Annotated in this window: 24 protein-coding genes; 3 read left to right on the forward strand and 21 right to left on the reverse strand. The window is 69.9% G+C overall.

What is annotated here, in order from left to right:
- Window positions 1-148: 148 nt before the first annotated feature.
- On the forward strand, window positions 149-1,705 hold the full coding sequence (gene proS, locus ACSRUE_RS29090; protein WP_441286435.1) for a proline--tRNA ligase: 1,557 nt from the start codon (window positions 149-151) through the stop codon (window positions 1,703-1,705).
- 85 nt (window positions 1,706-1,790) lie between these two features.
- Here the strand turns inward: proS and ACSRUE_RS29095 are convergent, their stop codons facing one another.
- The 10 genes from ACSRUE_RS29095 to ACSRUE_RS29140 all read right to left on the reverse strand — a co-directional run bounded on the left by ACSRUE_RS29095 (window position 1,791) and on the right by ACSRUE_RS29140 (window position 10,937).
- Window positions 1,791-2,462 (reverse strand): hypothetical protein, encoded by a 672-nt coding sequence (locus ACSRUE_RS29095; protein WP_441286436.1) that lies wholly within the window; start codon window positions 2,460-2,462, stop codon window positions 1,791-1,793.
- Window positions 2,463-2,821: 359 nt separating this feature from the next.
- The gene (locus tag ACSRUE_RS29100) at window positions 2,822-4,468 is read right to left on the reverse strand and encodes a serine/threonine protein kinase (RefSeq protein WP_441286437.1); all 1,647 of its coding nucleotides are present in this window, start codon (window positions 4,466-4,468) and stop codon (window positions 2,822-2,824) included.
- A 138-nt stretch (window positions 4,469-4,606) separates the two neighbouring features.
- Window positions 4,607-5,254, reverse strand: coding sequence for a hypothetical protein (locus tag ACSRUE_RS29105; RefSeq protein WP_437767500.1), 648 nt, complete (start codon window positions 5,252-5,254; stop codon window positions 4,607-4,609).
- Window positions 5,255-5,350: 96 nt separating this feature from the next.
- Window positions 5,351-6,277: a PfkB family carbohydrate kinase gene (locus tag ACSRUE_RS29110; protein WP_437767501.1), complete on the reverse strand. Its 927-nt coding sequence runs from the start codon at window positions 6,275-6,277 to the stop codon at window positions 5,351-5,353.
- A 178-nt stretch (window positions 6,278-6,455) separates the two neighbouring features.
- Complete coding sequence (gene mtnP / locus ACSRUE_RS29115) at window positions 6,456-7,343, reverse strand: S-methyl-5'-thioadenosine phosphorylase (protein ID WP_437767502.1); 888 nt, start codon at window positions 7,341-7,343, stop codon at window positions 6,456-6,458.
- Window positions 7,340-7,978, reverse strand: coding sequence for a guanylate kinase (gene gmk, locus ACSRUE_RS29120; protein WP_437616465.1), 639 nt, complete (start codon window positions 7,976-7,978; stop codon window positions 7,340-7,342). Before gmk ends, mtnP begins: the two co-directional genes overlap by 4 nt.
- A 9-nt stretch (window positions 7,979-7,987) precedes the next feature.
- Window positions 7,988-8,857: a YicC/YloC family endoribonuclease gene (locus ACSRUE_RS29125; RefSeq protein WP_441293141.1), complete on the reverse strand. Its 870-nt coding sequence runs from the start codon at window positions 8,855-8,857 to the stop codon at window positions 7,988-7,990.
- 27 nt (window positions 8,858-8,884) lie between these two features.
- The gene (locus ACSRUE_RS29130; protein ID WP_437767503.1) at window positions 8,885-9,931 is read right to left on the reverse strand and encodes an SDR family oxidoreductase; all 1,047 of its coding nucleotides are present in this window, start codon (window positions 9,929-9,931) and stop codon (window positions 8,885-8,887) included.
- Between the two features lie 23 nt (window positions 9,932-9,954).
- Window positions 9,955-10,272 (reverse strand): hypothetical protein, encoded by a 318-nt coding sequence (locus tag ACSRUE_RS29135; RefSeq protein ID WP_437767504.1) that lies wholly within the window; start codon window positions 10,270-10,272, stop codon window positions 9,955-9,957.
- Between the two features lie 209 nt (window positions 10,273-10,481).
- Complete coding sequence (locus ACSRUE_RS29140) at window positions 10,482-10,937, reverse strand: DUF507 family protein (RefSeq protein ID WP_441286438.1); 456 nt, start codon at window positions 10,935-10,937, stop codon at window positions 10,482-10,484.
- A gap of 287 nt (window positions 10,938-11,224) precedes the next feature.
- On the opposite strand from ACSRUE_RS29140, the gene ACSRUE_RS29145 reads away from it, so the two are divergent.
- Window positions 11,225-11,965 (forward strand): Crp/Fnr family transcriptional regulator, encoded by a 741-nt coding sequence (locus tag ACSRUE_RS29145; RefSeq protein ID WP_272099495.1) that lies wholly within the window; start codon window positions 11,225-11,227, stop codon window positions 11,963-11,965.
- 402 nt (window positions 11,966-12,367) lie between these two features.
- On the opposite strand, the gene ACSRUE_RS29150 is transcribed toward ACSRUE_RS29145, so the two are convergent.
- The 6 genes from ACSRUE_RS29150 to ACSRUE_RS29175 form a co-directional block, all read right to left on the reverse strand.
- A complete protein-coding gene (locus ACSRUE_RS29150; protein WP_437767506.1) occupies window positions 12,368-13,459 on the reverse strand; it encodes a TIGR04552 family protein in 1,092 nt (363 codons plus the stop codon).
- A gap of 93 nt (window positions 13,460-13,552) precedes the next feature.
- Window positions 13,553-13,732, reverse strand: coding sequence for a hypothetical protein (locus ACSRUE_RS29155; protein ID WP_012236385.1), 180 nt, complete (start codon window positions 13,730-13,732; stop codon window positions 13,553-13,555).
- A 506-nt stretch (window positions 13,733-14,238) separates the two neighbouring features.
- On the reverse strand, window positions 14,239-14,703 hold the full coding sequence (locus tag ACSRUE_RS29160) for a hypothetical protein (protein ID WP_441286439.1): 465 nt from the start codon (window positions 14,701-14,703) through the stop codon (window positions 14,239-14,241).
- A 6-nt stretch (window positions 14,704-14,709) separates the two neighbouring features.
- The gene (locus tag ACSRUE_RS29165; protein ID WP_441286440.1) at window positions 14,710-15,159 is read right to left on the reverse strand and encodes a c-type cytochrome; all 450 of its coding nucleotides are present in this window, start codon (window positions 15,157-15,159) and stop codon (window positions 14,710-14,712) included.
- Between the two features lie 242 nt (window positions 15,160-15,401).
- Entirely contained in the window at window positions 15,402-16,025 is a 624-nt protein-coding gene (locus ACSRUE_RS29170) for an OmpA family protein (RefSeq protein WP_437300788.1), read from the reverse strand.
- Window positions 16,026-16,491: 466 nt separating this feature from the next.
- A complete protein-coding gene (locus ACSRUE_RS29175; protein ID WP_441286441.1) occupies window positions 16,492-17,565 on the reverse strand; it encodes a hypothetical protein in 1,074 nt (357 codons plus the stop codon).
- A 244-nt stretch (window positions 17,566-17,809) separates the two neighbouring features.
- On the opposite strand from ACSRUE_RS29175, the gene dnaE reads away from it, so the two are divergent.
- The gene (dnaE, locus tag ACSRUE_RS29180) at window positions 17,810-21,448 is read left to right on the forward strand and encodes a DNA polymerase III subunit alpha (protein ID WP_441286442.1); all 3,639 of its coding nucleotides are present in this window, start codon (window positions 17,810-17,812) and stop codon (window positions 21,446-21,448) included.
- Here dnaE and ACSRUE_RS29185 read toward each other — a convergent pair.
- The 5 genes from ACSRUE_RS29185 to ACSRUE_RS29205 form a co-directional block, all read right to left on the reverse strand.
- Window positions 21,441-22,442, reverse strand: a complete 1,002-nt coding sequence (locus ACSRUE_RS29185) for an AAA family ATPase (protein WP_437767512.1) — start codon at window positions 22,440-22,442, stop codon at window positions 21,441-21,443. The two genes, dnaE and ACSRUE_RS29185, sit on opposite strands and share 8 nt — an antisense overlap.
- 68 nt (window positions 22,443-22,510) lie before the next feature.
- Complete coding sequence (locus tag ACSRUE_RS29190; RefSeq protein ID WP_441286443.1) at window positions 22,511-23,122, reverse strand: D-glycero-alpha-D-manno-heptose-1,7-bisphosphate 7-phosphatase; 612 nt, start codon at window positions 23,120-23,122, stop codon at window positions 22,511-22,513.
- 7 nt (window positions 23,123-23,129) lie between these two features.
- On the reverse strand, window positions 23,130-23,750 hold the full coding sequence (locus tag ACSRUE_RS29195) for a D-sedoheptulose-7-phosphate isomerase (protein ID WP_437767514.1): 621 nt from the start codon (window positions 23,748-23,750) through the stop codon (window positions 23,130-23,132).
- Between the two features lie 65 nt (window positions 23,751-23,815).
- Window positions 23,816-24,811: a GHMP family kinase ATP-binding protein gene (locus ACSRUE_RS29200; RefSeq protein ID WP_437767515.1), complete on the reverse strand. Its 996-nt coding sequence runs from the start codon at window positions 24,809-24,811 to the stop codon at window positions 23,816-23,818.
- Window positions 24,808-25,554: a nucleotidyltransferase family protein gene (locus ACSRUE_RS29205; RefSeq protein ID WP_441286444.1), complete on the reverse strand. Its 747-nt coding sequence runs from the start codon at window positions 25,552-25,554 to the stop codon at window positions 24,808-24,810. The genes ACSRUE_RS29200 and ACSRUE_RS29205 overlap by 4 nt, the downstream gene beginning before the upstream one ends.
- Window positions 25,555-25,613: the final 59 nt, after the last annotated feature.

A 25,613-nucleotide genomic window follows, 5' to 3' on the forward strand; every position in this document is an offset into this window, starting at 1 on the left:
GCCGCTGCGCTCGACACCCTGCCGCGCTCCTGATACGTCGCGCGCTCACCCCGGAGCGGGGCCGGCGCCAGCCGACCGTCCGCAGCGGGACGAAGGCGGCCCGGTCGAAGGCCGCCGGCCAAGCCGCCCATCGAGGAGAGCAGAGACCGTGGCCAAGAACGAAGCGCCGAAGACCGCCATCACGCCCACCCGCAACGAGGACTACCCGGAGTGGTACCAGCAGGTCGTGCGCGCGGCCGACCTCGCGGAGAGCTCCCCGGTCCGCGGCTGCATGGTCATCAAGCCGTGGGGCTACGCGATCTGGGAGAACATCCAGCGCGAGCTCGACAGCATGTTCAAGGCGACCGGGCACAAGAACGCCTACTTCCCGCTGTTCATCCCGAAGTCGTTCCTCGAGAAGGAAGCGGAGCACGTCGAGGGGTTCGCGAAGGAGTGCGCCGTGGTCACCCACCACCGGCTCGTCCCCGGCCCTGGCGGCGGGCTCATTCCCGACCCTCAGGCCCGGCTGGAGGAGCCGCTCATCGTGCGCCCCACGTCCGAGACGATCATCGGCGCGGCGTTCGCGAGCTGGGTGCAGAGCTACCGGGATCTCCCCTTGCTGATCAACCAGTGGGCGAACGTCGTGCGCTGGGAGCTCCGGACGCGCCTGTTCCTGCGGACGGCGGAGTTCCTGTGGCAGGAGGGGCACACGGCGCATGCGAGCGAGGCCGAGGCGCGCGAGGAGACGCTGCGCATGCTCGGGGTTTACGCGACGTTTGCGCGCGACTTCATGGCGATGCCCGTCCTCGAGGGGCCGAAGACGGCGAGCGAGCGCTTCCCCGGGGCGGTCGACACCTATGCGATCGAGGCGATGATGCAGGACCGGAAGGCCCTGCAGGCCGGGACGAGCCACTTCCTCGGGCAGAACTTCGCGAAGGCGAGCGGCATCAAGTTCCAGACCAAGGAGGAGACCGAAGAGCACGCCTGGACGACGTCCTGGGGCGTATCGACGCGCCTCGTCGGCGGGCTGATCATGACCCACAGCGACGACGACGGCCTGGTGCTCCCGCCGCGCCTCGCGCCCGCGCACGTCGTGATCCTGCCCGTTTACCGGGGCGACGACACGCGCGCCAAGATCGACGAGTACATCGACGGGCTCGCGAAGGAGCTCCGGGCGCAGCGCTTCGGCGAGCGCCGCGTCGAGGTCGAGATCGATCGGCGGGACATCCGCGGCGGCGACAAGCAGTGGGAGTGGGTGAAGAAGGGCATCCCCCTGCGCATCGAGATCGGGCCGCGCGACGTCGACGCCGGCGTGGCCATGGTGATGCGCAGGGACCGCTCGCCGAAGGACAAGTCGAGCATGGCGCGCGGGGAGCTCGTGGGCCGCGTCACGGAGATCCTTGGCGACATTCAGGCGACCCTCTACGCGCGCGCGCTCGCCGTGCGCGACGGCAACACGCACGTGATCAATAGCCGCGCCGATTTCGACGCGTTCTTCGCGTCGACCGGGGGCAAGGAGGCGCAAGGCGGGTTCGCGCTGGCGCACTGGTCCGGCGATCCGGAGATCGAGACGGCGGTGAAGGACGCGCACAAGGTGACCATCCGCTGCATCCCGACCGGGGGGTTCGAAGGGGCGCCGTGGGCCGACGCGCTGACGGGTGAAGGGGAGTGCATCTTCACCGGCAAGCCCAGCCCGCGGCGCGTGGTGTTCGCGAAGTCGTACTGAGCCGCGGCGGTTCGCAGGGAACGCGCCGACGCGTCGGCGCGTCCCCTGGCCGAAGAGACGCCGCGCGCTTCCTCGCAGCAGCGGCTCAACGGCGAAGGGCCGGGAGCACGTGCTCCGCCAGGATCGCGGGGAGCAGCCGCAGCTGCGCGCAGTGCTCCCCGGGGCCCGCTCCGGCGTAGCCGCGGACGTAGAGGCTGCCGCCGTCGTACATCCGGGTGAGCCGCAGCGCGTCTCCTGCCTCCGCTGCGCGGTCGCCGGGCGCACCGGAGGGGGCCTCGTCCCCGCGCGAGGTCACCGCGATGGGGGTGGCTCCGAGCTCGCGAAGAAGGAACGTGGCCGCCTCTTTCGTGGACGCGTAGCCGCTGGTCGGGACCTCGGTGTGCGTCAGGTAGAAGACCGGCGCGCCGCGCGCGGCGGCGTTGGCCAGCGCAACGTAAGGGGCGAGCTGCCCCTGCGCGAGCGACGTCTGCCCCGGCATGTAGGAGCCATAGAGGGAGTCGAGCAGGATCAGGGCATCCACGTGGCTGCTCCCGCGCTCGATGATCCTGCCGAGCGCGCCGGACCCAGCGCTCCAGGACGACAGCACCAGGCGGCGCATGCGCGCGCCCGCGCTCCCGGAGGCGTTCTCGACCTCGCGGTCGATCGCCTGGAGGAGCGCGTCCCAGCTGCCGCCCTCGAGCGCGCGCGCGTATTCGCTCGAGCGGGTCCCCACGTCGACGCCGGCGATGACCAGATCCATGCCCCTGGGAGCCAGCACCTTCCGGACAGGCTCGGCGCCGTGGAAGTGGATCAGAAGATCGTAGCCGCCATCCGAGCGAATCGCGTGCGCCGGCGGGACGAGGAGCCTTCCGAGCGGAAGCGGGCGCCATCGCTCGTAGACGCCGAACCCTTGGTCGGCAAAGCCGCATCCCGCTTGCGCTTCGTGCTGATCGAGCGCTGTGCGCTCGGGCTCACCGCCCCTGGGCAGGGGCGACGGTTCCGCGGACGCGCTCGCCTGCGCCGGGGTTGGCGAGACGCTGGACGCTCGGCTCCGCCGCAACAGCAGGGCGCCGCCTACGACGCCCAGGCTTGCCGCCAGGAGGAGCGCATCGCGGAGCTGCCGCGCCCTGCGGCCGCTCAGAACCCGGGGTTGGTCACGGTCGGTACCCACTTCGTCGAGGGACGCTTGCCTGGGGTTGTTCTGCGCGCGCTGGCGGCGCTCGATCCAGCAGCCGTCGCGCTCGGCGTCGCGGCGGCCGTCGCGTCGTTGGCCGTCGGGGCCGGAGCGCTCGCCCCGCGCACCTCCGGGTCGCTCGCCTCGAGGGCGGACCGAGCATCCACGCCGCCGTGGTCGTCCAGGAGCGTGGGCGCGCCGTCCGGCCTTGGCGTTGCGCCCGTCGTGACTGCGGTCGCCGCCGGGCCAGCGCCGTGGGCGTGCGCCGTGAGCTGCTCGGACGCGCTCTGCTGCGGCGCGGGCCGCCGCAGCCACATCGCCCCGGCGCCCAGCAACGAGATGAGCGCGAGCGCAGCGGCTGCCACCCGCGTCCCCGAGCGACGGCGCGCCGCCGGGACCTCCATCGGGCCCAGCTGAGTGTCCTGGCCAGGCGCGCTCGGGATCAGCGACTCGGATGGCAGCGATGGCAGCGCCGGTCGCGAGGGCGCCGGGGTGCTCCGGCGAGGCGTGGGGAGCTGGGCGCTCGGGTGACCAGGAGGGAGCTGCGTGAAGAAGAGCTCGCTGATGCTGTCGCGAACGAGCATCACCTCGGACGGGTGGTGGGACGCGCGCTCGTCGAGCATGCGGACCGTGTCGCGCAGCGCTGCCCGCCGGCGCTGGTTGCGCTCTCCCAGGAGCCCGCGCACGAACGCCCCGACGTCGTGGTCCGTCACCGTCGGCTCCTTGGCCAGCACGGCCTCCAGGGCGGTCTCCAGATCGAGCATCGTCTGGTATCGCCGCTCCGGCTCCTTCTGCAGGCACTTCATCAGGACCTGGTCCAGCTCGGGCGGGAAATCCGGGTTCTTCAGGCGAGGCGAGAGCGCCGGTCGTGAGGTGATGTACTTGAGCGTGAGGAGGTCGTTCTCTGCGGCGAAGGGGTGCTCTCCCGTCGTCAACTTGTAGAGCACGATCCCCATCGCGAAGACGTCGGTGCGCCGATCGACCCGCTCGCCACGCGCCTGCTCCGGCGACATGTACGGCACCTTGCCCTTGAGCTGGCCCGCGGTCGTGTCGTTGTGCGTGCGGTTGGTGGCCTTGGCGACCCCGAAGTCCACGAGCTTCACGTGGCCGTCGTACGTCACGAGGATGTTCTGGGGTGACACGTCGCGGTGCACGAGCCCGAGCAGCAGGTCCTCGTTCTGCGGGTCCCGGAGCTCGTGCGCGGCGTGCAAGCCGAGGCAAGCGCGGCCGAGGACGCGGAGCGCGACGCGCAGCGGGATGGCCACGCCGCTCTTGTTCGCCGCCTTTCCGATGACCGACAGCGCCTCGCCGTCGACCCACTCCATCACGATGTAGAGGACGTCGTCCTGCTCGCCGAGGTCGAGGATCTCGGCGACGTTCGGGTGATGGATCCCCGAGGCGAGCCGCGCCTCCTCGAGGAACATCTTCTCGAACTGGGGATCATCCGAGAGCGACGGCAGCATCGTCTTGATGGCGACCGTCTTCTGGAAGCCACGACGCCCCTTGTGGCGCGCGGCCCACACCGTGGCCATTCCCCCCTGCGCGATGGGCAGGAGGAGCTCGTAGTGCCCGAGCTCCTTTCCCGGCAACAGCTGGGGTTGGGGGATCATGACGTCGTGCGGCGCGCTCCTGACCGGTACGCGAGGACCTCGGAAGCTCGATCAAGTCTAGCCATCCGGACCCTGCGGTCACGATTTGTGGTGTTGATTACAAATTCGACCGGTGGAGCTCCGCGCCGCGGCAGGGGATCACGCGCCGGGCGGGACCGCCTGTCCCCAGAGCTGCTGGTAGATCTCGCTCAGCTTCTGGTGGGTCTCGGCCGAGAAGCCGTTGGTCGCGTGAGGCCAGCGGAAGCCGTCTCCCATGGCCTGGTTGCACGAGAAGGAGACGAGCAGGTCGACCGGCGTGGGGTTGTTCGGCCGCACCATCGAGATGCCCAGGCCGGGATAGAAGCAGTTGCCGCGGTCCGCGGTGAAGCTGTCCTCGTCGCCGAAGACGTCGAGGATCTGGTCCTTGAGCTCCTCGTCGGCGTCGCTGGTCGTGAGCTGGCGCTGCTGGAGGATGACGAAGTTCTTGAAGCGCGGCTGCGCCGGCAGGACCGGCGTGCTGGCGGTCTGCCCCGGGATGAGGTTGGGCGGGATGAGCCCGGGCAGCGCCTGCTGCAGCCCCTGCAGGGCGGCCTGCCCCATCTGCTGGAGCTCGGGCGGGATGCCCGGGATGAGGGTGGGGGCCCCGGTCGTCGCTACGGGCGTCGGGGCCAGCTCCTGCCCCTGGAGGCGGAGGACCGTGATCTGCGCCTTGTCCATCTCGTCGAACGGCGCCGTACGGGCCGCGCAGCCGAAGACGAGGGGGGCCAGCAAGGCGATGCCTGCAAATGTACGGGTGGTGAGGTTCATGTTCACTTTGACGGTCGTCTAGCACGGCTATGCGCCGGAAGGTGAACAGCGACCGCACACGGCACGCGCTCGCGCCAGCGCCGGCCCCGGCGGGCTTCACATGGTGCTTGCGCCGAACTCGTACAGCGCCCGGATCTCGGTCAGCCGCGCCGCGATGTCGGCTCGAGTCACCGTCGCGATCCGCCGCGTGCCGACCGCTTCGACGCAGAACGACGCGGTCGCCGTCGCGTGGAGCATGCCGCGCCGGAGCGCGAGCGGCGTGATCTCCGGCTGGCACGCCAGGTAACCGATGAGCCCGCCGGCGAAGGCGTCGCCGGCGCCCGTGGGGTCGATGACGTCCTCGAGCGGGAAGCCGGGCGCGGCGAACACGCCCTCCTCGTCGAAGAGCAGCGCGCCGTGCTCTCCGCGCTTGATGATCAGCCGGCGCGGACCACGGGACAGGATCTCCTTCGCCGCGCGGCGGATGTTGTACTTGCCCGAGAGCTGGCGCGCCTCCTCGTCGTTGACCACGAGCGTGTCGATGCGGCGCAGCATCGCCGCGACCGCCTTCGGCTCCCCCTCGATCCAGAAATTCATCGTGTCGGCGAGGACGAAGCGCGGCGCGCGGACCTGCTCGAGGACGTCGAGCTGGAGCGCGGGATGGATGTTGCCGAGCAGGAGGAAGGGCGTGTCGCGGTAGGTCTCCGGCAGCTTCGGCGCGAACGACGCGAACACGTTGAGCTGCGTGTCCAGCGTCGTGCGATGGATGAGATCCACGTCGTAGCGCCCGGCCCAGCGGAACGTCTTCCCAGGAGCGCGCTCGACGCCCTCGATCGAGATCCCTCGGGATCGCATCGCCGCGAGGGTCTCTTCGGGGAAATCATCGCCCACCACGGCCACGGTGCGCACCGGAGCGAAGCTCGAGGCAGCGAACGCCGAGTAGGTGGCCGAGCCACCGACGACGTCTCTTTCGTTGCCGGAGGGGAGCTCGAGGTCGTCGAACGCCATCGAGCCGATGATGAGGATCGCGGATGAGGTCGTCACAGGACGCCTCTTAGCCAGGTTTGTGCGTAGCCGCTAGCCGCGCGTTTCGTTTCCGCGACGGCGCCGCTGCGCCGCGGCCGCACCCGACCGCCAGCAGAGCCCGCTGCGCCCCCTCGCGCCCGCTGCGCCCCCTCGCGCCCGCTGCGCGGAGGAGCGGGCGAGGCGCCCTGAGGTCAGCTCAGTCGGCCTTGCGCCGAGGGCCGATGAGCCACTCGAGCCGCGCCTCTGCGTCGGGGGACGACGCGCCGGCCGCCGTCATGATGCACTTCTCCAGCGCGTGACGGGCCGGGCTCTGCGACACGTCGGGGAGATTGCGGGCAAGGGACTTCGCGACGTCCCGCGCATGCCCGATATTGCGGTTGAGCACCGCGATGACCGCCTCGACGCTCACCGCCTCCTCGCTGACGTGCCAGCAATCGAAGTCGGTGGTGAGCGCAAGCGTGGCGTAGGGGAGCTCCGCCTCGCGGGCGAGCTTCGCCTCAGGCAAGTTGGTCATCCCGATCACATGCGCACCGAACGTCCGGAACATGCGGCTTTCGGCCCGCGTCGAGAACTGAGGGCCCTCGATGCAGACATAGGTGCCGCCGCGGTGGACGCGCGCGCCGGTGGCGAGCGCCGCGTCGTGGACCGCGCTCGCCAGGATCGGGCACACCGGATCGGCGAACGGCACGTGGGCGACGAGGCCTTCGTCGAAGAACGTCGAGATCCGGCGCTTCGTGAAATCGATGAACTGGTCGACGACGACGAGGTCGCCAGGCACGACGTCCTCGCGCAGGGAGCCGACGGCGCTCACGCTGAGCACGTGCGTCGCGCCGAGCATCTTCAGCGCGCAGATGTTCGCGCGGTAGTTGATCGTCGACGGCGAGAAGCGGTGCCCGCGGCCGTGGCGCGGCAGGAAGAGCACCGTCGCGTCGCCGCCCTTGACCTGCCCGCGCAGCACCACGTCGCTCGGCAGCCCGAAGGGGGTGGAGACCGAGACCTCCTCGACGTCCTCCAGCCACCCCATCTCGTAGACGCCGCTGCCGCCGATGATCGCGAGGACGTCGCGTGTCGCGCTGGCGCTCATCGCTCGAACCTCCGCTCGGAGAGCAGCCGTTCGCAGAGGGCCGCGCGCCGCTGGCGGCGGCACCGCTCGGCGAAGACGAGCGACCGCAGCTGCTCGTAGGCGCGGTTGATCTCGTCGTTCACGATCACGTAGTCGAAGAAGCCGTAATGCTCGATCTCGCCCTTCGCGTTGCGGAGGCGGCGGAGCGTCGTGGGCTCGTCCTCGGTGCCGCGCCCGCGCAGGCGCCGCTCGAGCTCGGCGAGCGACGGGGGAAGGATGAATACGGCGACCGCCTCGGGCAGGCTCGCCTTGATCTGCCGCGCGCCCTGGTGGTCGATGTCGAAGAGGACGCCGCGCGCGGTGGCGCGGGCGATCTCGATCTCCTTCAGGCTCGTGCCGTAAAGGTGATCGTGCACCCTGGCCCACTCGGCGAACGCGCCGATGCGGATCATCTGCTCGAACGTGCCCGGGTCGACGAAGTGGTACTCCCGGCCGTCGACCTCGTTCGGGCGCGGGCGCCGGGTCGTGTGGGAGACCGAGAAGCGCAGGTCGGGGAACTCGCTGCGCAGCCTCCCGCAGAGCGTCGTCTTCCCCGCGCCGGACGGGGACGACACGATGAGGAGGAGGAAGTCGTCACTGAGTGCTTCGGTCGACATGCTCTCCTGTCACTCGATGTTCTGGACCTGCTCCCGCAGGCGTTCGAGCTCCACCTTCATCGCCACGACGTGATGGGAGATGGCGGCGTCCTGCGCCTTGGAGCCCAGCGTGTTCGCCTCGCGTACCATCTCCTGAAGCAGAAAGTCGAGCCTCCTTCCGCAAGGGTCGGCGCTCGGGGCCGCGAGCGCGCCGCCGAACTGGTCGAGGTGGCTCCGGAGGCGGGTGACCTCCTCGGTGATGTCGCTGCGCTCGGCGAGCAGCATCACCTCCGCCTCGATCCGCGTCGCCTCGAAGCCGGCCTCGACCCCCTGGAGCAGGCGCTCGACCCGCTCGCGCAGGCGGCGCCTGAGCGCCTCGCGCGCCTCGTCCGCGCGCGACACGACCTCGGACGCGAGCGCGCGCAACGTGGCCACCCGCCCGCGCATGTCGCTGGCGAGCGCCTCGCCTTCGCGCAGGCACATGCCCTCCATCGCCTCGATCGCGCGCTCGATGGCCAGCTTGAGCGCCGCGCGGACGGCCGCGATCTCGTGGCCGCCGGCGGGCGCGAAGAGGTCCGGCACGGCGCAGAGCAGCGAGAGCGGCACGTCGGCGCCCGGCGCGAGCTCGTCGCGGAGCTCCGCCAGGGCGCGGAACGCCGCGCGCGCCTTCGACTTGTCGAGCGTGCTCGGGGCCAGCACCGCGCCCTCGGTGCGCACGATGATCTCGATGCGTCCACGCCGCAGGCGCTCGCGCGCCACCTGCTCGGCGAACATCGTCAGATCGACGAGCTCGCGCGGGAGCCGCGCGCGCACGTCGAGGAAGCGCTGGTTCACCGAGCGGATCTCGGCGACGACGCGCCCATCGGTGAGCGAAGCGTCACCGAGCCCGAAGCCGGTCATGCTCCGCACGAGCCGCCCCCGCTCTACCTAGCTCGCCTTTTGCCCGCTGTCCGAGGCCCCTTGGGCCTTGGGCAGCGGAACCTTGCCACAGGTCACCGTGGCCGACGCGGCCGCGGGGCCCTTCTCACGGAGCGTCCGCAGGTACGTGACCGTGGGGACGATGCCGTCCTCCCAGCGTACGCGGGGCTCGTAGCCGATGAGCTCGGCCGCGCGCGAGATGTCGGCGAGCGAGTGGCGGATGTCCCCGGCGCGGGCGGGGAGGTGCTCGACCGCGACGTCCCGCCCGAGGGCCCGCGAGATCTCCTTGCAGAGCTCATTCAGCCCGATCCTGCGTCCGCCGGCGATGTTGATGACCTCACCCTTGAACTTCTTCGGCGACGTCGCGCCGAGGAGGTTCGCGAGGACGGTGTTCTCGATGAAGCAGAAGTCGCGCGTCTGCTCGCCGTCGCCGAAGATCGGGATCGGCCGGCTCTGCAGGGCGGCGTCGACGAACCGCGGGATCGCCGCGGCGTAGGCGCCGTCCGGCGTCTGGTTCGGCCCGAAGACGTTGAAGTAACGCAGGCTCAGGGTCTCGATGCCGTAGATGCCCGCGAAGACCTTCATGTAGTGCTCGCAGGCGAGCTTCGTGACCGCGTACGGCGACAGCGGCATCGGCTCCATGCCCTCGTGCTTCGGGAGGACGGGCGTCTCGCCGTACGCGCTGGACGACGCGGCGAAGAGCACCCGGCGCACGCCCTGGCGGCGCGCCACGTCGAGCACCGTGACCGTGCCGCCGACGTTGACGGAGTTCGACTCGATGGGCGACTCGACGCTGCGCGGGACCGAGCCGAGCGCGGCCTGGTGGAGGACGACCTCGACCCCCTTGGCCGCCGTCGCGACCGCCGCCGCGTCCCGGATGTCCCCCGTGATGCGCTCGATCAGCGACTGGTGGGGGAGCCCGTCGAGGTTCTCCCATCGGCCGGTCGCGAGGTTATCGAGGACGCGGACGCGCTCGCCGGCGGCGGTCAGCGCCGCGACGAGGTTGCTTCCGATGAACCCGGCACCGCCGGTGATCAAGTAGCGAGGCGTGGACATGTGCGTGCTCCCCCGGCGGGCGCCTACTTCTTCTTGAAAAGGTTGTCGAGCTTGGAGCGAGAATCCGCGATGCGCTTCGAGTTGTCTTCCGGTACGCCGTTCTTGAACGTGAAGAAAGTACAATAATTCGCTTTCTCCCGATCCGGGATGTACTCGGCGATGTGCTCCTTGCACTGGTTGTGCGCGGCTGGGTCCCAGTTCTCGCAGTTCCTGCAGCAGTGGAGGTCGACACCGCAGTGGGGACAGGTGTCCGCGCGCTGGAGCTTCACCTCGAAGATGAGCTCGTTCTTGCATTTATGACAGAAGTGGCGCTTCGCCTCGACCTTCGGAATCCAGCTCATGATGTCCTCCGGTACCACGACGAAGCCCGATCTGGCAGAAGGAACGCGCCGCCGCGGGCGTGGTCGCAGATGGTGCGTGCTTGTCCTACAGGCGGTGTCCCTGCGGATCGGGCGCCGAGGCCATGGGGCGGACGGCGTCTCGCTGGACCGGCAAACGCCGCAGGCGGTTCGCCTGCTCGGCTGAGAGCCCGCCTGCCTGGCGGCGGCGATTACAGCAGCCCCTTGCGTCGCTGGATCTCGCCCATGACCCGCTGGTATTCGATTTCCCATGTGCGGGAGCCCTCCTGCACGTGGCGGAGCTTGCCGCGCACCTCGGTGTCGAGCGCCTCGTCCATCTCGAGGTACTTCCGGAGGATGGGCCTTATCCGGCGGCGCAGGTCGTGGTCCTCGACGAACACCTCCTCGACGTTGTTCGAGTGCATCAGCATCTCGAGCAGCTGGTCGAGGAGATAATCCATGGTTTCCTCGCCTGTCTTGATCCCTTTCTGCTCCGCGGCCAGGCGCTTGACCCGGTTGAACTCGCCTTGAGGCAGCCCGCGTGCCTGGAGGATCTCTTTCGCCCGCTCGGTCGCTTCCCGCTCTGCGTGCAGGTAGCTCGTGAAGACCGACTCGACGTCGAGCGCGACCTCTTTCTTCGATTCGCACTCGATATCGCGGTTGTCCACGAGCGCGCGGACGAGTTCTTCTGTGAGGGGAGTAATTTTGCCGCTAAAGAGGCGCATCCAACGTCCGTAGCTGGAGGAGCGGTCGAACTGGCTCCCCCGTGCAGGGGTTCATTCACGGGGCGTGCCCGGCTCGAACCGAAAGGTACGGGCCGGGTATCCAGGATGTCAACGCAAGTGGGAGGTTCCGGCACAAGTCGGGCCCCCCAGCCGGTGGGGCCCCCCGGAACAGTAGGACCGCGACACCGCAAACCGCAGGAGCAGCCGCGATGATGATGGGTAAGGATGCGATGGCACGGAGCGTCAGGGTCCAGCCTGGCGCGCTCGGGAACGACGGTGGACTCGACCTGGACTCCCGCAAGCGGCGGGTTGTCCGGCGCGGCGCGATCGGCAACGCGGCCTCCCCGGCCACGCAGTCGGCGCTGGCGGACGGAGGGACGATCCAACGCGTCGCGAAAGGGCGTCACCTGGTGACGCAGGGCGACGCAGCGACCGCCCTTGCCATGCTCAGCCTCGGCCGAGTCCGGCTGGTGCGCGGGATGAGCGACGGGCGCAGCCTATCGCTCGGCTACAGAGGGGCCGGCGACGTGCTAGGCGAGGCTGCGCTCGGGGGCGTCACGGCCCACCGGGAGAGCGCGATCGCCACGGAGGACGTCGAGGCGCTCCTCGTCCCCCTCGCGACGGTGCGCAACCTGATGGCGAGCGACGCCAACTTCGCCGCCGCCATCGTGACCACGCTGGTCGAGCGGCACACGGACACCGAGGAGCGCCTGGCGTCCATGCTCTTCCGCAACGTGGAGGCCCGCCTCTGTGAGTTCCTGCTCAAGGCCGCGACGCGCTGGGGCATCCCCGATCCGCGCGGGGTGCTCATCTCCGCGCCGTTCACCCATCAGGAGATGGCGAGCATGATCGGCTCCACGCGCGAGACCGTCACGCTCACCCTGGGCGATCTCCGTCGCAAGGGGGTGATCGAGATCGATCGCCGCCGGATCGTCGTCCTCGATCGCGACGCGCTGAAGGGCCGCATCTGAGCCCGCCCGTCCGGCGGTGTCGTTGAGGGGCCGGCAGGGCTCCTCGATCGAGCGCCGTCGGTCACCGTCCGGGCTGTTCGCTCGGCGGCCTCTGCTCCGATAGCCCGACTGCTCCCGGCGTCGCAGCGGCGTTCGCCGCCCTGCTCGCGCGTTCCGCTCTCCAGGGACGCACCTCCCGGATATCCCGCGGATCTCTCCGGCCTGCCCGCTCGATTCGTCGCGGTGTTGCCCCACGCATCCGCCGCGCCGTGGCCGTTCTGTCCGTGCGCTGCGCGGTCGGATGCGCTGCGCGGTATGGGTCTCGCCACGCCGGTGCAGGCTCGCCGCGCGGTCCAGCGGTGCTGCGCGCCAGCGGCCTCGTCGTTACGGCGTCTGGACGGCGACCCGCGCCGACCGCGGCGCCTAGCGATCTCGCTTGGGTCCGCCGTTCGCCGGGTCACGGGTGGAGCGGACCCCGAGCTTGAGCCTGCGCATGACGGCCTGCTTCTGCCGTTCCTTGTACCTGGCGTGGCTCGCCTCGCCGACCTCGTTCGCCGCCTCGGTCTCGCGGTCGATCAGCTGGAACTCGCACAGGACGAAGATGATCGGCCCGAGCGCCCAGGCCGCGGGCGGCGCCATGTCGAGGATCTCGGCGGGGAGCCGCACCGGCAGATCGACGACGAAGTGGATCACGCGGTAGCTCCGATCGCTGAAGCTGTTGTCGCCTGCCGTGAGCCCGTCGTCGACGTCGGTCTGCAACGCCTCGAGCATCGGCTGAAGGAAGGGCCGCGTCTCGCAGTAGCTCCGGAACCGCAGGATCGTGTTGGTGCTCTCGCCTGGCACGACGTAATTGAACGGAAACAGCCGCTCGGACAGGTACAGGAGCACCGGCAGCAGATCGTCCACGGTGCGGCAGACGATGCGGAAGCGGAGCTTGTCGTAGATGGCCGCCGCGGTCGTGTCGGTCTTCGACAGGAGCTTCGTGTAGAGCGAGTCCTTGTTCTTCCGCCCGCCGATGAACTCGGTGATCGGGAAGCCCGCCGCGAGCATGCCGCCGATCACCCGGTACACCTTCTCCTCGACGAGGTGGAAGACGTCCTGGTCCGACATGGGGATCGAGAAGAGGAGCTCGCGCCCGGCCAGGTGATGGATGATGTGCATCGCCTTGAGGATCGTGCAGGCGCAGAGCTGGCGGTGGCCCTTGCCCGAGGCGAGCAGCAGGATCTCCTCGACCGAAGCGCGAGCGACCGGGCTCGGGATCGGGAACTCGAAATGGCGGCGCAGGTACGCGATCGCTTCGTTCTTGACGCTCTCGAGGTGAGCGCGATCCCCCGGCTCGTCCGGGCGGAACTCCTGCGCCAGCAAGAGATCCCGCGCCGCCTGCTCGCCCTGCAGGTTGAGCCTCCTCCAGTCGATGACCGAGTCGCCGCGCAGGATGAGGTGCACGGACTCCAGGTCCATGAGCGTGAACTCTTCGAGCCGCTTGAGCCGGCCGGCCGAGGCGTCTTGCGTCATGACCTCACGCTCCCCGAGCGTAAGCGCCAGCGATGTCGCGCGCTCGGGAAACCCTCGCGTCGAGGTGCAGCAGGCGGCAGCTGGGCGAGAAAGTCAGGAGACAGGGGCGTTCGGCGGGGCGGGGCTCGAGCTCGGGGTGCGGCCGAGCGAAAGGGTCCCGAGAAAGATGCCGATCGTCAACGCGACGACAGCGGCGTGGCCGAGGTACGCGCCACTGCAACCAATGGCGGCGAACGGGGCGAGCGCAGCCAGATACCACGGGGTGATCCTCATCGGTTCTCCTTCTCCGCCTCCAGCGGCACTGTACAGGCCGCATGGTCGCTCCCTCCGGGGGGGCACCACGATGCACCACGGTCGTCCCAGTCAGAGCGTGTAAGTGGTTGTAGGATAAGGTGCCACGCCCTGCTTCCGCGGGCCAAGAAGTAGCGGTTTCGGGGGGAACGCATCAAGGGAATTCGTTCTCACATTCCATTCCCACCCGAAACGTTGCCACTGGAAGCAAGAAAATATCAATAATAACAATGGTTTATATTTAAGAACGAGGGTCTTTCATCAAGGGTTGCGTGCGGCCCGCTGGACGCGAGGTGGTACCTCAGAGACACGCGTCCAACTCACGGCGCTGCCTTGCTTGTCGGTTTCCGGGCGTCAACGGTCTCGTGCGCCGGGCGACCGCAATGCGCGCGGCAGGTCTCCGGCGCATCCGGCTGCTGCTGGGCTCGTTCCAGGAGCGCCGGCCGAAGCGCGCACCGCGAGGCCAGCGGGAACGCGCTCGGCGCCGTTCAGTGCACGAACAGCGTGATCCGGGACTCGTCGGCGAGCGTGATGGCCCGGCTCGTCACGTCGTGCCCGCCCTTCCTGCCGACCGTGATCTCCACATGGTAGAGGCCATCCGGGAGCGACACCTTCGTGTGGACAGCCCGTGGGGCCGTGCCCTCGGCGAAGCGCCATGAGCTGTCGATGACCGTCGCCGTGTCGTCCGCACGGTCGCCCGAAGAAGAATCCGTCCACGTCACGTCGAGCTGCACGACCGTCGCTGCGTCGTCGAGCCGCAGCTCGACCTCCCGCTCTTCGGGCAGGCGATTGACGAGGATGCTCCCCGCAACCAGCGCGCCCAGGAGGAGGATCGCTGGCGCGAGGCGCCGGAGCCACAGCGGCCGGCCCTCCGGCTCCGCCGGCCTCTCCTCCGGCTCCGCCGGCCTCTCCTCCGGCGCCTCATCGCGATCGTGCTGCGAGGTCGAGCTCATCGAGCTTCAGCGCGCTCGGTTGGTGCGGACGCGCTTCACGAGGCCCTCGATCACCGGCTGCGGCAGGTCGAACGCGGGCATCTTGTTTTTTCCCTTCCTGATCGTGTCGGCCATCTGGGCGTCGGTCACCCGATCCTGCCATGCCGCGTCGGTGAGGTCCGGGGCGCGGACCATCGGGCCTTGCGGGCCGTCGCCTCGCCCGGCCCTGCCGTGGCAGGTGGCGCAGTTTCGCTGCCAGGCGAGCTCGATCAGCCCTGGATCGGTCTCGTCGGACGCGACCGGCCGAGCGGCTACCTTGCCGCCCTGGCCCTGCCCCTCGCCGGGGTTCGGCGGATCGTGGTCGTCCCGCGTCCACGGGCGGACGTCGCCCGCCCCGGAGTTGCAGCCGAAGAGGCCGACCGAGAGGAGGGCGATGGAAAGGAGGCGACCCAGGGGCCTGTCGTGACGTCTCCGCATGTCGTGGAGACGTACCGATAGTGAAGCTGGTGGGGGAGGCAAGAAAAGAAGGATCGCAGGGCGGCGTCGACCGCCGGCGCGCGGGGAGAACGCGGCGGCGCCCGTGGCCGGAGCGCTCCGAAGGGCGCTCGCGCCGGCCACTGGGCTCCGCCGTCAGCCGTCAGCAGAAGGGGAGCGCGCCGGCTTGCCCGGGCCCGCGGTGTTCGCGGTGCGCGGCCCGGAGCGCGGCCGGCGCAGGTGCGTCACTTGCAGGCGTCGCCGGCGACCTTGCCGCCGCCGTCCACGGGCTGCTTGTCGACCGCCTTGCCCTTGATGGCCGCGATGAAGAACCCGGTGCGGCGGTTCTGGGCCTTGCCCTCGGGCGTGTTGTTGTCGGCGACCGGCTTGGTCTCGCCGAACCCGACGGCGATGAAGCGCTTGCAGTCGTTCCCCTTCGCGACGAGCCAGCGAGCGACCGCCATCGCGCGCTTCTCGGACAGCGTCTGGTTCGCGGCGTCCTCACCGTCCGAGTCCGTATGGCCCTCGACGCGGAGCAGGCTGACATCCTCCCGCTGCTTCAGGAACTCGTCGACGAGGTTGAGGACCTCGTCGCTCTCGGGCAGGAGCTTGTCGCTGTTCGTCTCGAAGACCACCGGGCCGGGGAGAGAGACCTCGTTGCCCTTGAGCTTGAACGTCAGCTTGAAGCGCGGGCGGGGCTTCTTCTCCTCCTTCGGCTCGGGCTTCGGCTCCGGCGGGGGCGGGGGCGGGGGCTCGGCCACCGGCTCCTTGCCGGCGTTGAACGAGGCGCTGGCCGTGCAACCCGCCGTCGCGGCGGCAGCGCCAATCATCATCACGGCGCACAGAACGGAAGCGACGTATCTACGCATGGACCTTGTTCTCCTCTGAGGGGCACGAGCCAGAGCTCGCATCGGCGACCCGCCGGGCTGACGCCCTTGGACGGCGGCTCGCCATGAATCTTCACCGCCATCGGGTATTTGCGTGGTGGACGCTCGAAGCGATGCCGACTTCTAGCGAAAAGTCAGGACGAACGAAACCAGGAAGAGGGCGCCTCTCGGCCCGCCCACCAGCGGGCGGACCGAGAGAGCGCGCTGGCAAGCCCTCCCTTGCCTCAGCGCGTGCCCTGGACGGGTGGGGTCGCTCCTTGAGACGCTCGCGGGGGGCGCGACGGCTCAGGCGCGAGCACGATCTTCGCGGGGGGTCGGAGCCAGCGGAGCAGGCTGCACGTCGCAGGCTGTGGGGATTCCGGCGGGCGCGGGCACCCGGGAGGTGCCCGCGGAGCCCAGGTGGCGTGCGCGACGCAGCGGCCGCCGGTGGATGGGAGTCGCGCGGCGCTCAGCCTTCGTCTGCGGGCGCCGGCTGGCACGGAACGCCGGTCGTCTCGGCAGGCGGCGCGATCTCGCCCAGCTGGACCGCCTTCGCGGTGAACCCGATGCCGATGGAGATGGCGTCGCACTCCCTGCCCGGGTCCTGGCTGCCATCCTTCATGATGTCCGAGGCGCGGCGGACCTGGTCGAGGATCGTCTCCAGCGCGGGGCCTTCGCAGAAATTCGGCTGCACGGCGCCGATGACGCCGCGGAGCTCCTCGACGAGGACAGCTGTCTCGAGCACGCCGGCGATGGTCCCTTTGACCACCGATTTGTGATCGGGCGCGAGATCCATCGCGACCCTCACATTGCGGATCGTGAGACCGATGATGGTGTCCGAGATCGTCAAGTTCAGCTGGAACGTGACCTGTGAATCCGGGCCCGAAACCCATGTGTCGTCGACGACGTAGCTGGCCGGGAACACCACCTTGGCGCTCTCGACGTCCTGAGCGTCGGCGAGGAGCTCCGGTACGACAGGCCACCGGTCGGCGCCATCCCAGGTGGGCGCCTCGCCCAGCGTGGCGCCGCCGTAGAGCTTCGCGGTGAGGGGGTTGTAGGACGACCGCTCGCCGAGCCCGTCGACCTTGAAGATCACCGTGAAATCGCCCTTGCCGATGGCGTCGCTGACCCGGGTCGACGGGTCGGTCAGGAGGTTGGAGATGAGGCCGACGAGCTTGCTGCCAAAGGCGTTGTCGATCCCGTCGGCGCCGTCCGGATAGACCTCCGAAGGGGCGGTATCGTCCACCGGCTTGCACAGGTCCTGTGATACGGTGCTGGACACCTTGCCGTCGAGGTTGAATCCGTACTGCTTCCAGCTGCCGGCCACCTTCTTCCCGTCGCGATCCGTATCGCCGAGGAAGAGCCGGTCGATCGCGAACGCGACGCCATCGCCATCCCCTGCCTGCTCCGGCCCCGGCGCGGGCGGCTGACCGAGGTCGACGTCTTGAACGACAGGCGCCGCGGCCTCGGAGCCACAACCGGCAGCGGACACGAGCGCGGTCGCCAAATACACCGCGACGGCGATACGGGATTGACGCATCATCGACCTCACTTTCTGGAAACCCCACCCCAGATCAGGCAAGTGCTCTCAAACGGGCGCACATGCTAGCGCCGGCCTGCGCGGCTCATCAAGGGCGATCCCCGCTGCGCAATGCGCTATATGTGAGCCCGCCGGCGAGCGCTGGTGGATTGTCCCGACGCCTCCCGATCTCGCTCGCCGCGCCCTCTCCACGATTACCGGTCTTTCCAGACTACAACCACGATGAGAAGCCCCCCGGAAGCCTGCTGTGACCGCTGAGTTCATCCACCTCCACGTGCATTCGCAGTACTCGCTCCTCGACGGCTCGCTGCGCGTCAAGGACCTGGCCGCGCGCGCCAAATCGCTGGGAATGCGCGCCGTCGCCCTGACCGACCACGGGAACATGTTCGGGGCGATTCAGCACTACAAGGCCTGCAAGGAGCAGGGCATCGGCGCGATCATCGGCTGCGAGGTCAACGTCGCCCGCGGCTGGGGCGCGGCCGCGGGGCAGGTGTCGCGCTCGGGCGTGGACGAGACGCCCGTCGATCACCTCGTGCTGCTCGCCGCGTCCGAGGAGGGCTACAAGAACCTCGTCCGCATCGTCTCCAAGGGGCACGTCGATCCCGCGAGCGGGCTCGCGCCGAGCGTGCGGCTCGACACGGTGGCGCAGTACAGCGCGGGGCTCATCGGCTTGACCGGCTGCATGGGCGGCGTGGTCGCCCAGCGGATCCTCGAGCAGGGCGAGGGGGAGGGGCGCGAGGCGCTCAGCCGGCTGAGGGACTGCTTCCAGCCGGGGAGCCTCTACGTCGAGCTGCAGGACCACGGGATGGTCGAGCAGTCGGTGCTCAACGGCATCCTGGCGCGGGCGGCGGGCGATCTGGGGCTTCCGCTCGTCGCGACCAACGACGCGCACTTCGGCGCGCGCGAGGACGGCGAGGGGCAGCTCTACCTGTCGTGCATCGCGGCCAACCGCACGTTCGCGGAGGCGAGCGCCGCGCACCACGGCAGCTTCGAGATGTTCCTCAAGCCCGCCGACGAGATGATGCACCTGTTCCGCGACCACCCGCAGGCGTTGCGGTCGACGCTCGAGATCGCCGAGCGGTGCTCGGCGCTGAAGCTCAAGCTCGGCAAGCCGATGCTCCCGACGTTCCCGCTGCCGAGCGGGTTCTCGGACTCGGCGTCGTACTTCCGGCACGTGGCGCACGACGGCCTCACGAAGCGGCTCGCCCAGATCGCGCAGACGGGCAGGAGAGTGGACGAGGCGACCTACCGCGCGCGGCTCGACATCGAGCTCAACGTCATCGTCCAGATGGACTTCCCGGGCTACTTCCTCATCGTCTGGGACTTCATCAAGTACGCCAAGGACCACGGCATCCCGGTCGGGCCGGGCCGCGGATCGGGCGCGGGCTCGCTCGTCGCCTATGCCATGGAGATCACCGATCTCGATCCGCTCCCGTACAACCTGCTGTTCGAGCGCTTCCTGAACCCGGAGCGCGTGAGCATGCCCGACTTCGACGTCGATTTCTGCATGGACCGGCGCGACGAGGTCATCTCCTACGTCACCAAGAAGTACAGCAAGGAGGCCGACAAGCCCTCCGTCGGGCAGATCGCGACGTTCCACGAGCTCAAGGCGCGGAGCGTGATCAAGGACGTCGCGCGGGCGATGGCGTTCCCCGCGAACGAGGCGCAGAAGATCGCGAGCCTCATCCCGCAGAAGAGCCCGGGGATCATGTACACGATCCCCGAGGCGCTCGAGATCGAGCCGAAGCTCAAGGCCCTCAAGGAGAGCGACCCCACGGTCGCGGAGCTCCTGAAGCAGGCGCAGAAGCTCGAGGGGCTGACGCGGCACGCGGGCATGCACGCCGCCGGCGTCGTGATCAGCGAGGGGCCGCTCTGGGACCACGTCCCCTGCTTCAAGAACGGCGACCAGCTCGTCACGCAGTACTACAAGGACGACGCCGAGCTGGCCGGGCTCGTGAAGTTCGACTTCCTCGGGCTGAAGACGCTCACCGTCATCGACATCGCGGTGCGGCTCGTGAACGCGCGGCCCGACCTCGCGGGCAAGGGGGGCGAGCGCTTCGACGTGAACGCGGTGCCGCTCGACGACACCGCCACCTACGCGCTCCTCCAGTCGGGCGAGACCACCGGGGTGTTCCAGCTCGAGTCGAGCGGCATGCAGCAGCTCTTCAAGGACCTCAAGCCGGACGCCTTCGAGGACATCGTCGCCGCCGTGGCGCTCTACCGGCCCGGGCCGCTCGGCACCGGCATGGTGAAGGACTTCGTCGACTGCAAGCACGGCCGCAAGCCGATCGAGAAGATGCACCCGCTCGTCGACGAGCTCCTCCAGCCGACGTACGGCGTCATCGTCTACCAGGAGCAGGTTATGCAGATCGCGCAGAAGCTCGCGGGCTACACGCTCGGCGGCGCCGATCTGCTCCGGCGCGCCATGGGCAAGAAGAAGCCCGAGGAGATGGCGAAGCAGAAGGCGACGTTCGTCGACGGCTCGCTCAAGAACGGGGTGAAGGGCGAGGACGCCGAGCGCATCTTCGGGCTCCTCGAGTACTTCGCGGGCTACGGCTTCAACAAGAGCCACTCTGCCGCGTACGCGCTGCTCACCTACCAGACGGCGTACCTCAAGGCGCACTACCCGGTCGAGTTCCTCTGCGCGCTGATGACGGCCGACCGCGACAAGATCGAGAAGGTCGTGCGGATCATCGCGGAGGGGCGCGCGTGGGGGGTCGAGATCCTCCCGCCCGAGATCAACGAGTCCAAGACCGACTTCACCGTCGTCTACAGCGCAAAGCCGGCGACGAACGGCAAGCGCGTGGCCGGCACCCGGCGCGGAGGCTCGCGGGTGAGGGACCCGTACGATCCGAAGATCCGCTTCGGAATGGGCGCGATCCGCGGCATCGGCGAGTCGGCGCTCGAGGCGATCCTCGAGGCGCGGGACGCGGGCGGCGCGTTCGCGGATCTGTTCGACTTCGCCGAGCGGGTCGATCCGCGGCGGGTCAACAAGGGCGTGTTCGAGGCGCTCGTGCAGTGCGGCGCGTTCGACGCGAGCCTCCTCGCGCGGGGCATCTCGCGGGCGCGGGCGTTCGCCGGCATCGACAGGGCGCTCGAGCGCTCGCGCTCCGCGAGCAAGGAGCGGAACAGCGCGCAGATCGGCCTGTTCGCGGCGGTGGCGTCCAAGAGCGAGGTGAGGCTGGACGATTACCCGATGGTCGAGGACTGGGATCTGCGCGAGACGCTCTCGCGGGAGAAGCAGTCGCTCGGGTTCTACGTCTCGGGGCACCCGCTCGATCGGTACGGCGTGGATCTGAACCGCTTCGACGTGACCGCGGTGAGCGCGCTGGCCGGCATGGATGCCTGGGCCAGGGTGCGCGTCGGCGGGATGGTCGAGGGCTACCGAGAGCGCATCTTCAAGGGGGGCGGCGGCAAGATCGCGTTCTTCGTGCTCGAGGACACGACGGGCCGGGTCGAGGTCAAGGTGCGCGAGAAGCAGATCGAGAGCTATGCGGATCTCTTGAACCGGGGGGAGCCGGTCCTGATCTCGGGGAAGATCAGCTTCCCGATGGTGGAGGAGGGGGCCGAGGAGGCCGAGGCCGCGCCGCGCGAGCCGACCCTGCTGCTCGACGAGGTGCAGCCGCTCGCCGACGCCATCCTCGCGCAGACCCGGAGCGTGGCGATCACGCTGAAGTCGCGCAGCGCCAGGCGCGAGCACATCGATCGGCTCGGGGCGCTCCTGCGGGCGAGCCCCGGGGTGTGCCCGGTGCAGCTCGTGATCCAGCTCGACGACGGGGCAGAGGCGGTGCTGGCGCTGGGGCGCGATCTCCGCGTCGAGCCGAACGACGCCATGCTCGGGCGGCTCGAGAAGCTGTTCGGCGAGAAGGTGGCCGAGCTCAGGTAGCCGGCTCGCCCGCCCCCGCGTGCTCGGCGGCCCGCACGAGGGTGCCGAGCTTCGCCTCCGCTTCGCCGCGGTCGCTCTGGTGCTTGAGCAGGACGCCGAGCGTGTCGCGCGCGAGCTCCGGCGTCACCGCGCGCTTGCCGAGCAGGAGCAGCGCGCGGGCCCAGTCGAGCGTCTCGCTGATCGCGGGAGATTTCCGCAGATCCATGGCCCGCAGGGCGCCGACGAACGCCACGATCTGCGCCGCGAGGCGGGGCTCGATCCCCGGGAGGGCGACCTTCAGGATGGCGATCTCGCGCGACGGCGGCGGGTAGTCCAGGAACGCGTGCAGGCACCGGCGGCGCAGCGCCTCGGTCATCTCGCGCGTCGCGTTCGTCGTCAGCAGGACGAGCGGCGGGTGCGCGGCGCGGATCGTGCCGAGCTCGGGGATCGTGACCTGCATGTCGGAGAGCACCTCGAGCAAGAACGCCTCGAACTCAGGGTCCGCGCGATCGACCTCGTCGATGAGCAGGACGACCGGCGCGGCGCTCCGCAGCGCCGCGAGGAGCGGGCGCGCGATCAGGAAATGCTCGCTGAAGAACGACGCCTCGCTCCCCGCGATCGCGCGCGCGGCTCCGGCGAGGCTCGTCGCGCCGGCGATCTCCTTCGCGACGGCGTCGCGCAGCAGCTGCGTGTAGAGCATCTGCTTCGCGTAGTCCCACTCGTAGAGCGCCTTCGCCTCGTCGAGGCCCTCGTAGCACTGGAGCCGGATGAGCCCTCGGCCGAGCGCCTCGGCTGCGGCGCGGGCGAGATCGGTCTTGCCGACGCCGGCCGGCCCCTCGAGCAGCAGCGGCCGCTCCATCCGGAGGGCGAGCCAGAGCGCGAGCGAGGTCGCCGGATCGGAGATGTAGCGGGCCGCCGAGAGGCGGACGTCGAGCTCGGCCGCGGTGGCCGGGGTGTCGTCGCGGGCGCCCCGATCGTCGAGCGCGCCGCCGTCGTGATCCGGAGGAGGCGTCACGGCGGGACGGTAGCACGCCGCGCGCGGGCCATCGGGCGGCGCGGCACGGCGTGGCGCGCCAGAGTCCGCTAGCCGCGCGGCTCGGCGAGGATCTCGGCGGCGAGGAGATCGAGGCGCGGCGCCGCGCGATCGGGGCAGGGGAGATCGGCCTCGCCGCGGAGCGGGCACAGCTCGCAGCGGCGTCCATCCATGACGAGGCCCGCCCGCATGCCCGCCGCGCGCGCGGCCGCCACGTCGCTGGGCGCGTCGCCGATCATCCAGCTCGCCGCGACGTCGAGATCGAGGTCGCGCGCGAGCGCCGTCAGCATGCCCGGCTGCGGCTTCCTGCAGTCGCACGGGCCGATGAGCGCCGGATCGCCGCCCGGCCCGCCCTCGGGGTGGTGCGGGCACACCGCGAGCGCCGCGATCGCGACGCCGGCCTCGCGGAGCCGATCGACGAGCGCGCGGTTCGTGCGCTCGATCGCCCCCCACGGGACCTGGCCCTTCGCCGCGCCCGGCTGGTTGGTCGCGATCGCCAGCAGGAACCCCGCGCCCGCGAGGCGCCGCAGGCCCTCGATCGCGCCGGGGAGGAGGCGGATCTGATCCGGATGAAACGCCGTCACGACGACGCCGAGCTCGTGATCGCGCACCACGTCGATGAGCGTGCCGTCGCGGTCGAGCAGGATCCCGCGCCTCGCCACGCGGCGCTCAGCTCTCGGCCACGAGCTGGAGGAGCCGCTCGCAGATGAGGTGGTGGTAGACCTCGTGGAAGCCCTCCACGTGCGGCGTCGACGTGTAGCCCGCCCGCGTCCTCGGCACGATCACGCTGGCGTCGGCCATCTGGCGCAGGGCGCCGCCGTCGTAGCCGACGAGCGCGACCACCTTGGCGCCCGTCTTCTTCGCGAAATCCGCGGCGGCGACGAGGTTCTGCGACCATGGGCCGGCGCGATCGGCGCCCGAGCCGCCGTGCACGCTCAGGCACACGAGCACGTCGCCCGCGACCATGCGGCCGTCGAGCTGCTCCAGGAAGATCCGGTTGAAGCCGACGTCGTTGGTGAGGGCGCTGAGGAGCGCCGCGTTGTCGCAGAGCGAGGTGCACTTGAAGCGCCGCTTGCCGTCGACCCACGTGAACTTGGCGATGTCGCAGGCGAGGTGGCTCGCGTTGGCCGCCGAGCCGCCGTTGCCGCACGTGAAGATGGTGCGATCGCTCCGGTACGCATCGAAGAGGATCTCGATGACGCGAGCCATGTCGTCGGGGCTCGTCGCGAGGGCGATCTCGGACGTCTCGCGGAGGTACTTTTCGACGAAGTCGTGCGTGCTCTGAGGCATATGGCCGATCTATAGCCAGAGTCCCGCAGAAATGCCCAGCAGGAGGGGGGCGCCGGCGCGCCCGCTCACGATCGGTGCAGGTTCGCGACGATGCGCGCGCCGTCGAGATCGAAGCGGAAGCGCAGGACGCGCAGGCCCTTCGCGGCGAGCGCCTCCAGCACCCGGCGCCGCTCCGCCGGCCGGACGTAGAACATGAAGAAGCCTCCGCCGCCGGCCCCCATCAGCTTGCCGCCGAGCGCCCCCGCGCGTCGCGCGATCTCGTAGATCTCGTCGAGGACCTCGTCGGTCATCTTGGACGCGAGCTTACGCTTCTGGGTCCAGTGGGCGTGGAGGAGCTCGCCGTAGTCGTCGAGCCTGCCCGTGACGAGGATGCGGTGCACGTCGCGGCCGATCTCCTTGATGCGGTGCATCCGCTCGACCACCGCGGGCTCCAGGTCTTGCAGCCGCCGGCCCTGCTCCGAGAGCACGATCCTGGCGGGCCTCTCGACGCCGCTCCACACGATGAGCAGGTTGCTCTCGAGCTCGTCCAGCACCTCGTCGCGGACCGGGACGGGCTCGACGTGCACCGAGCCGTCCGGAGAGAACGTGAACGCCGTGACGTTGCCGTAAGCGGCGATGTACTGGTCCTGCTTGCCGATCGGCTCTCCGAGGCGCTCGATCTCGATGGAGCAGGCCTCGCGAGCGAGCTGCTCGGACGACACGAAGTCGCGCTTGTACGTGTGCAGGGCGTTGAGGAGGGCGACCGTGAACGAGCTCGACGAGCCGAGGCCCGAGTTCGCCGGGAGATCCGCGACGCTCGTGAGCTCGATCGAGTGCTCGATTCCCAGCATCCGGAGCGCTTCCCGGAAGATCGGGTGCTCGATCGCGTCGACCGAGGGGACGATCTCGGTCTTGGAGTACGCGAGGCGGATGTCCCGGTGGAAGCGCTTGTTGGCCGTCACGTAGATGTACTTGTCGATGGCGGCCGACACGAGGTAGCCGCCGAAGCGGCCGGAGTACGCGGGCAGATCGGTCCCGCCGCCGCCGAGGGAGAAGCGGACCGGGGCGCGAGAGACGATCATCCCTGCTCCTCCGTCGCGGCCGCGGTCGTGAGGGCGGCCTCGAGATCGCGGAGGCCCTGCTCCGAGCCGATCTCGTGGAAGCGCGCCGCGACCGCGCAGGCCCGGAGGAGGCCGCGCGCGGCGAGGTCGCGCTGCACCACCTCGAAGCCGAGCGGCGCGCCGGCTGGCAGCGCCTCGACGACCTCGCGGCGGAGCGCGGTCGCGCCATAATCGATGTGGTCGAGCGCAGGATCGGGCGGCGCGCCCGCGCGCCGCTTCTCGTAACGCACCACCAGGTCGCCCGAGACCGCGGCGTTCGACGCATCGAACCGACCCTCGTTCCGGTACACGGCCATCGTGCCGAGCGCGCCGGGGTGTGCGCAGAGGTCCCGGAGCGGGGCCAGGTAGTCGAAGGGGAGGTAGGAGTCGCCGTAGGTCATGAGGAACACAGGAGCCAGCTGGGGCAGCGCGCGGCGCAGCGCACCGGCCGTGCCCAGGAGATCGGGGCCGTCGTCGGCATAATGGAGAGGCAGGCCCGCGAACCGGTCGCCCATCGCCCGTCGAACGGCGTCGCCGAGGTGACCCACGCAGACGACCACGTCACCAAAGCCCGCTGCGGCGAGCCGCTCGAGGAGCCACGCCCCGAACGGCCGCCCGGCCACGGGCAGCAGGAATTTCGGAGTGCGCTCCGTCCGGGGGTGCATCCGGGTGCCGAGTCCGCCGGCGAGGATCACGGCTTGAGGAGGTGAGGCGTCGGCGGGCACGGGGAGGACCTACCATAGACGACGGCCGCCTTCGGGGCGTCTCCAGCGCTCTTCGCAGG

Source organism: Sorangium sp. KYC3313 (assembly GCF_052075895.1).
GTDB lineage: Bacteria > Myxococcota_A > Polyangia > Polyangiales > Polyangiaceae > Sorangium > Sorangium cellulosum_B.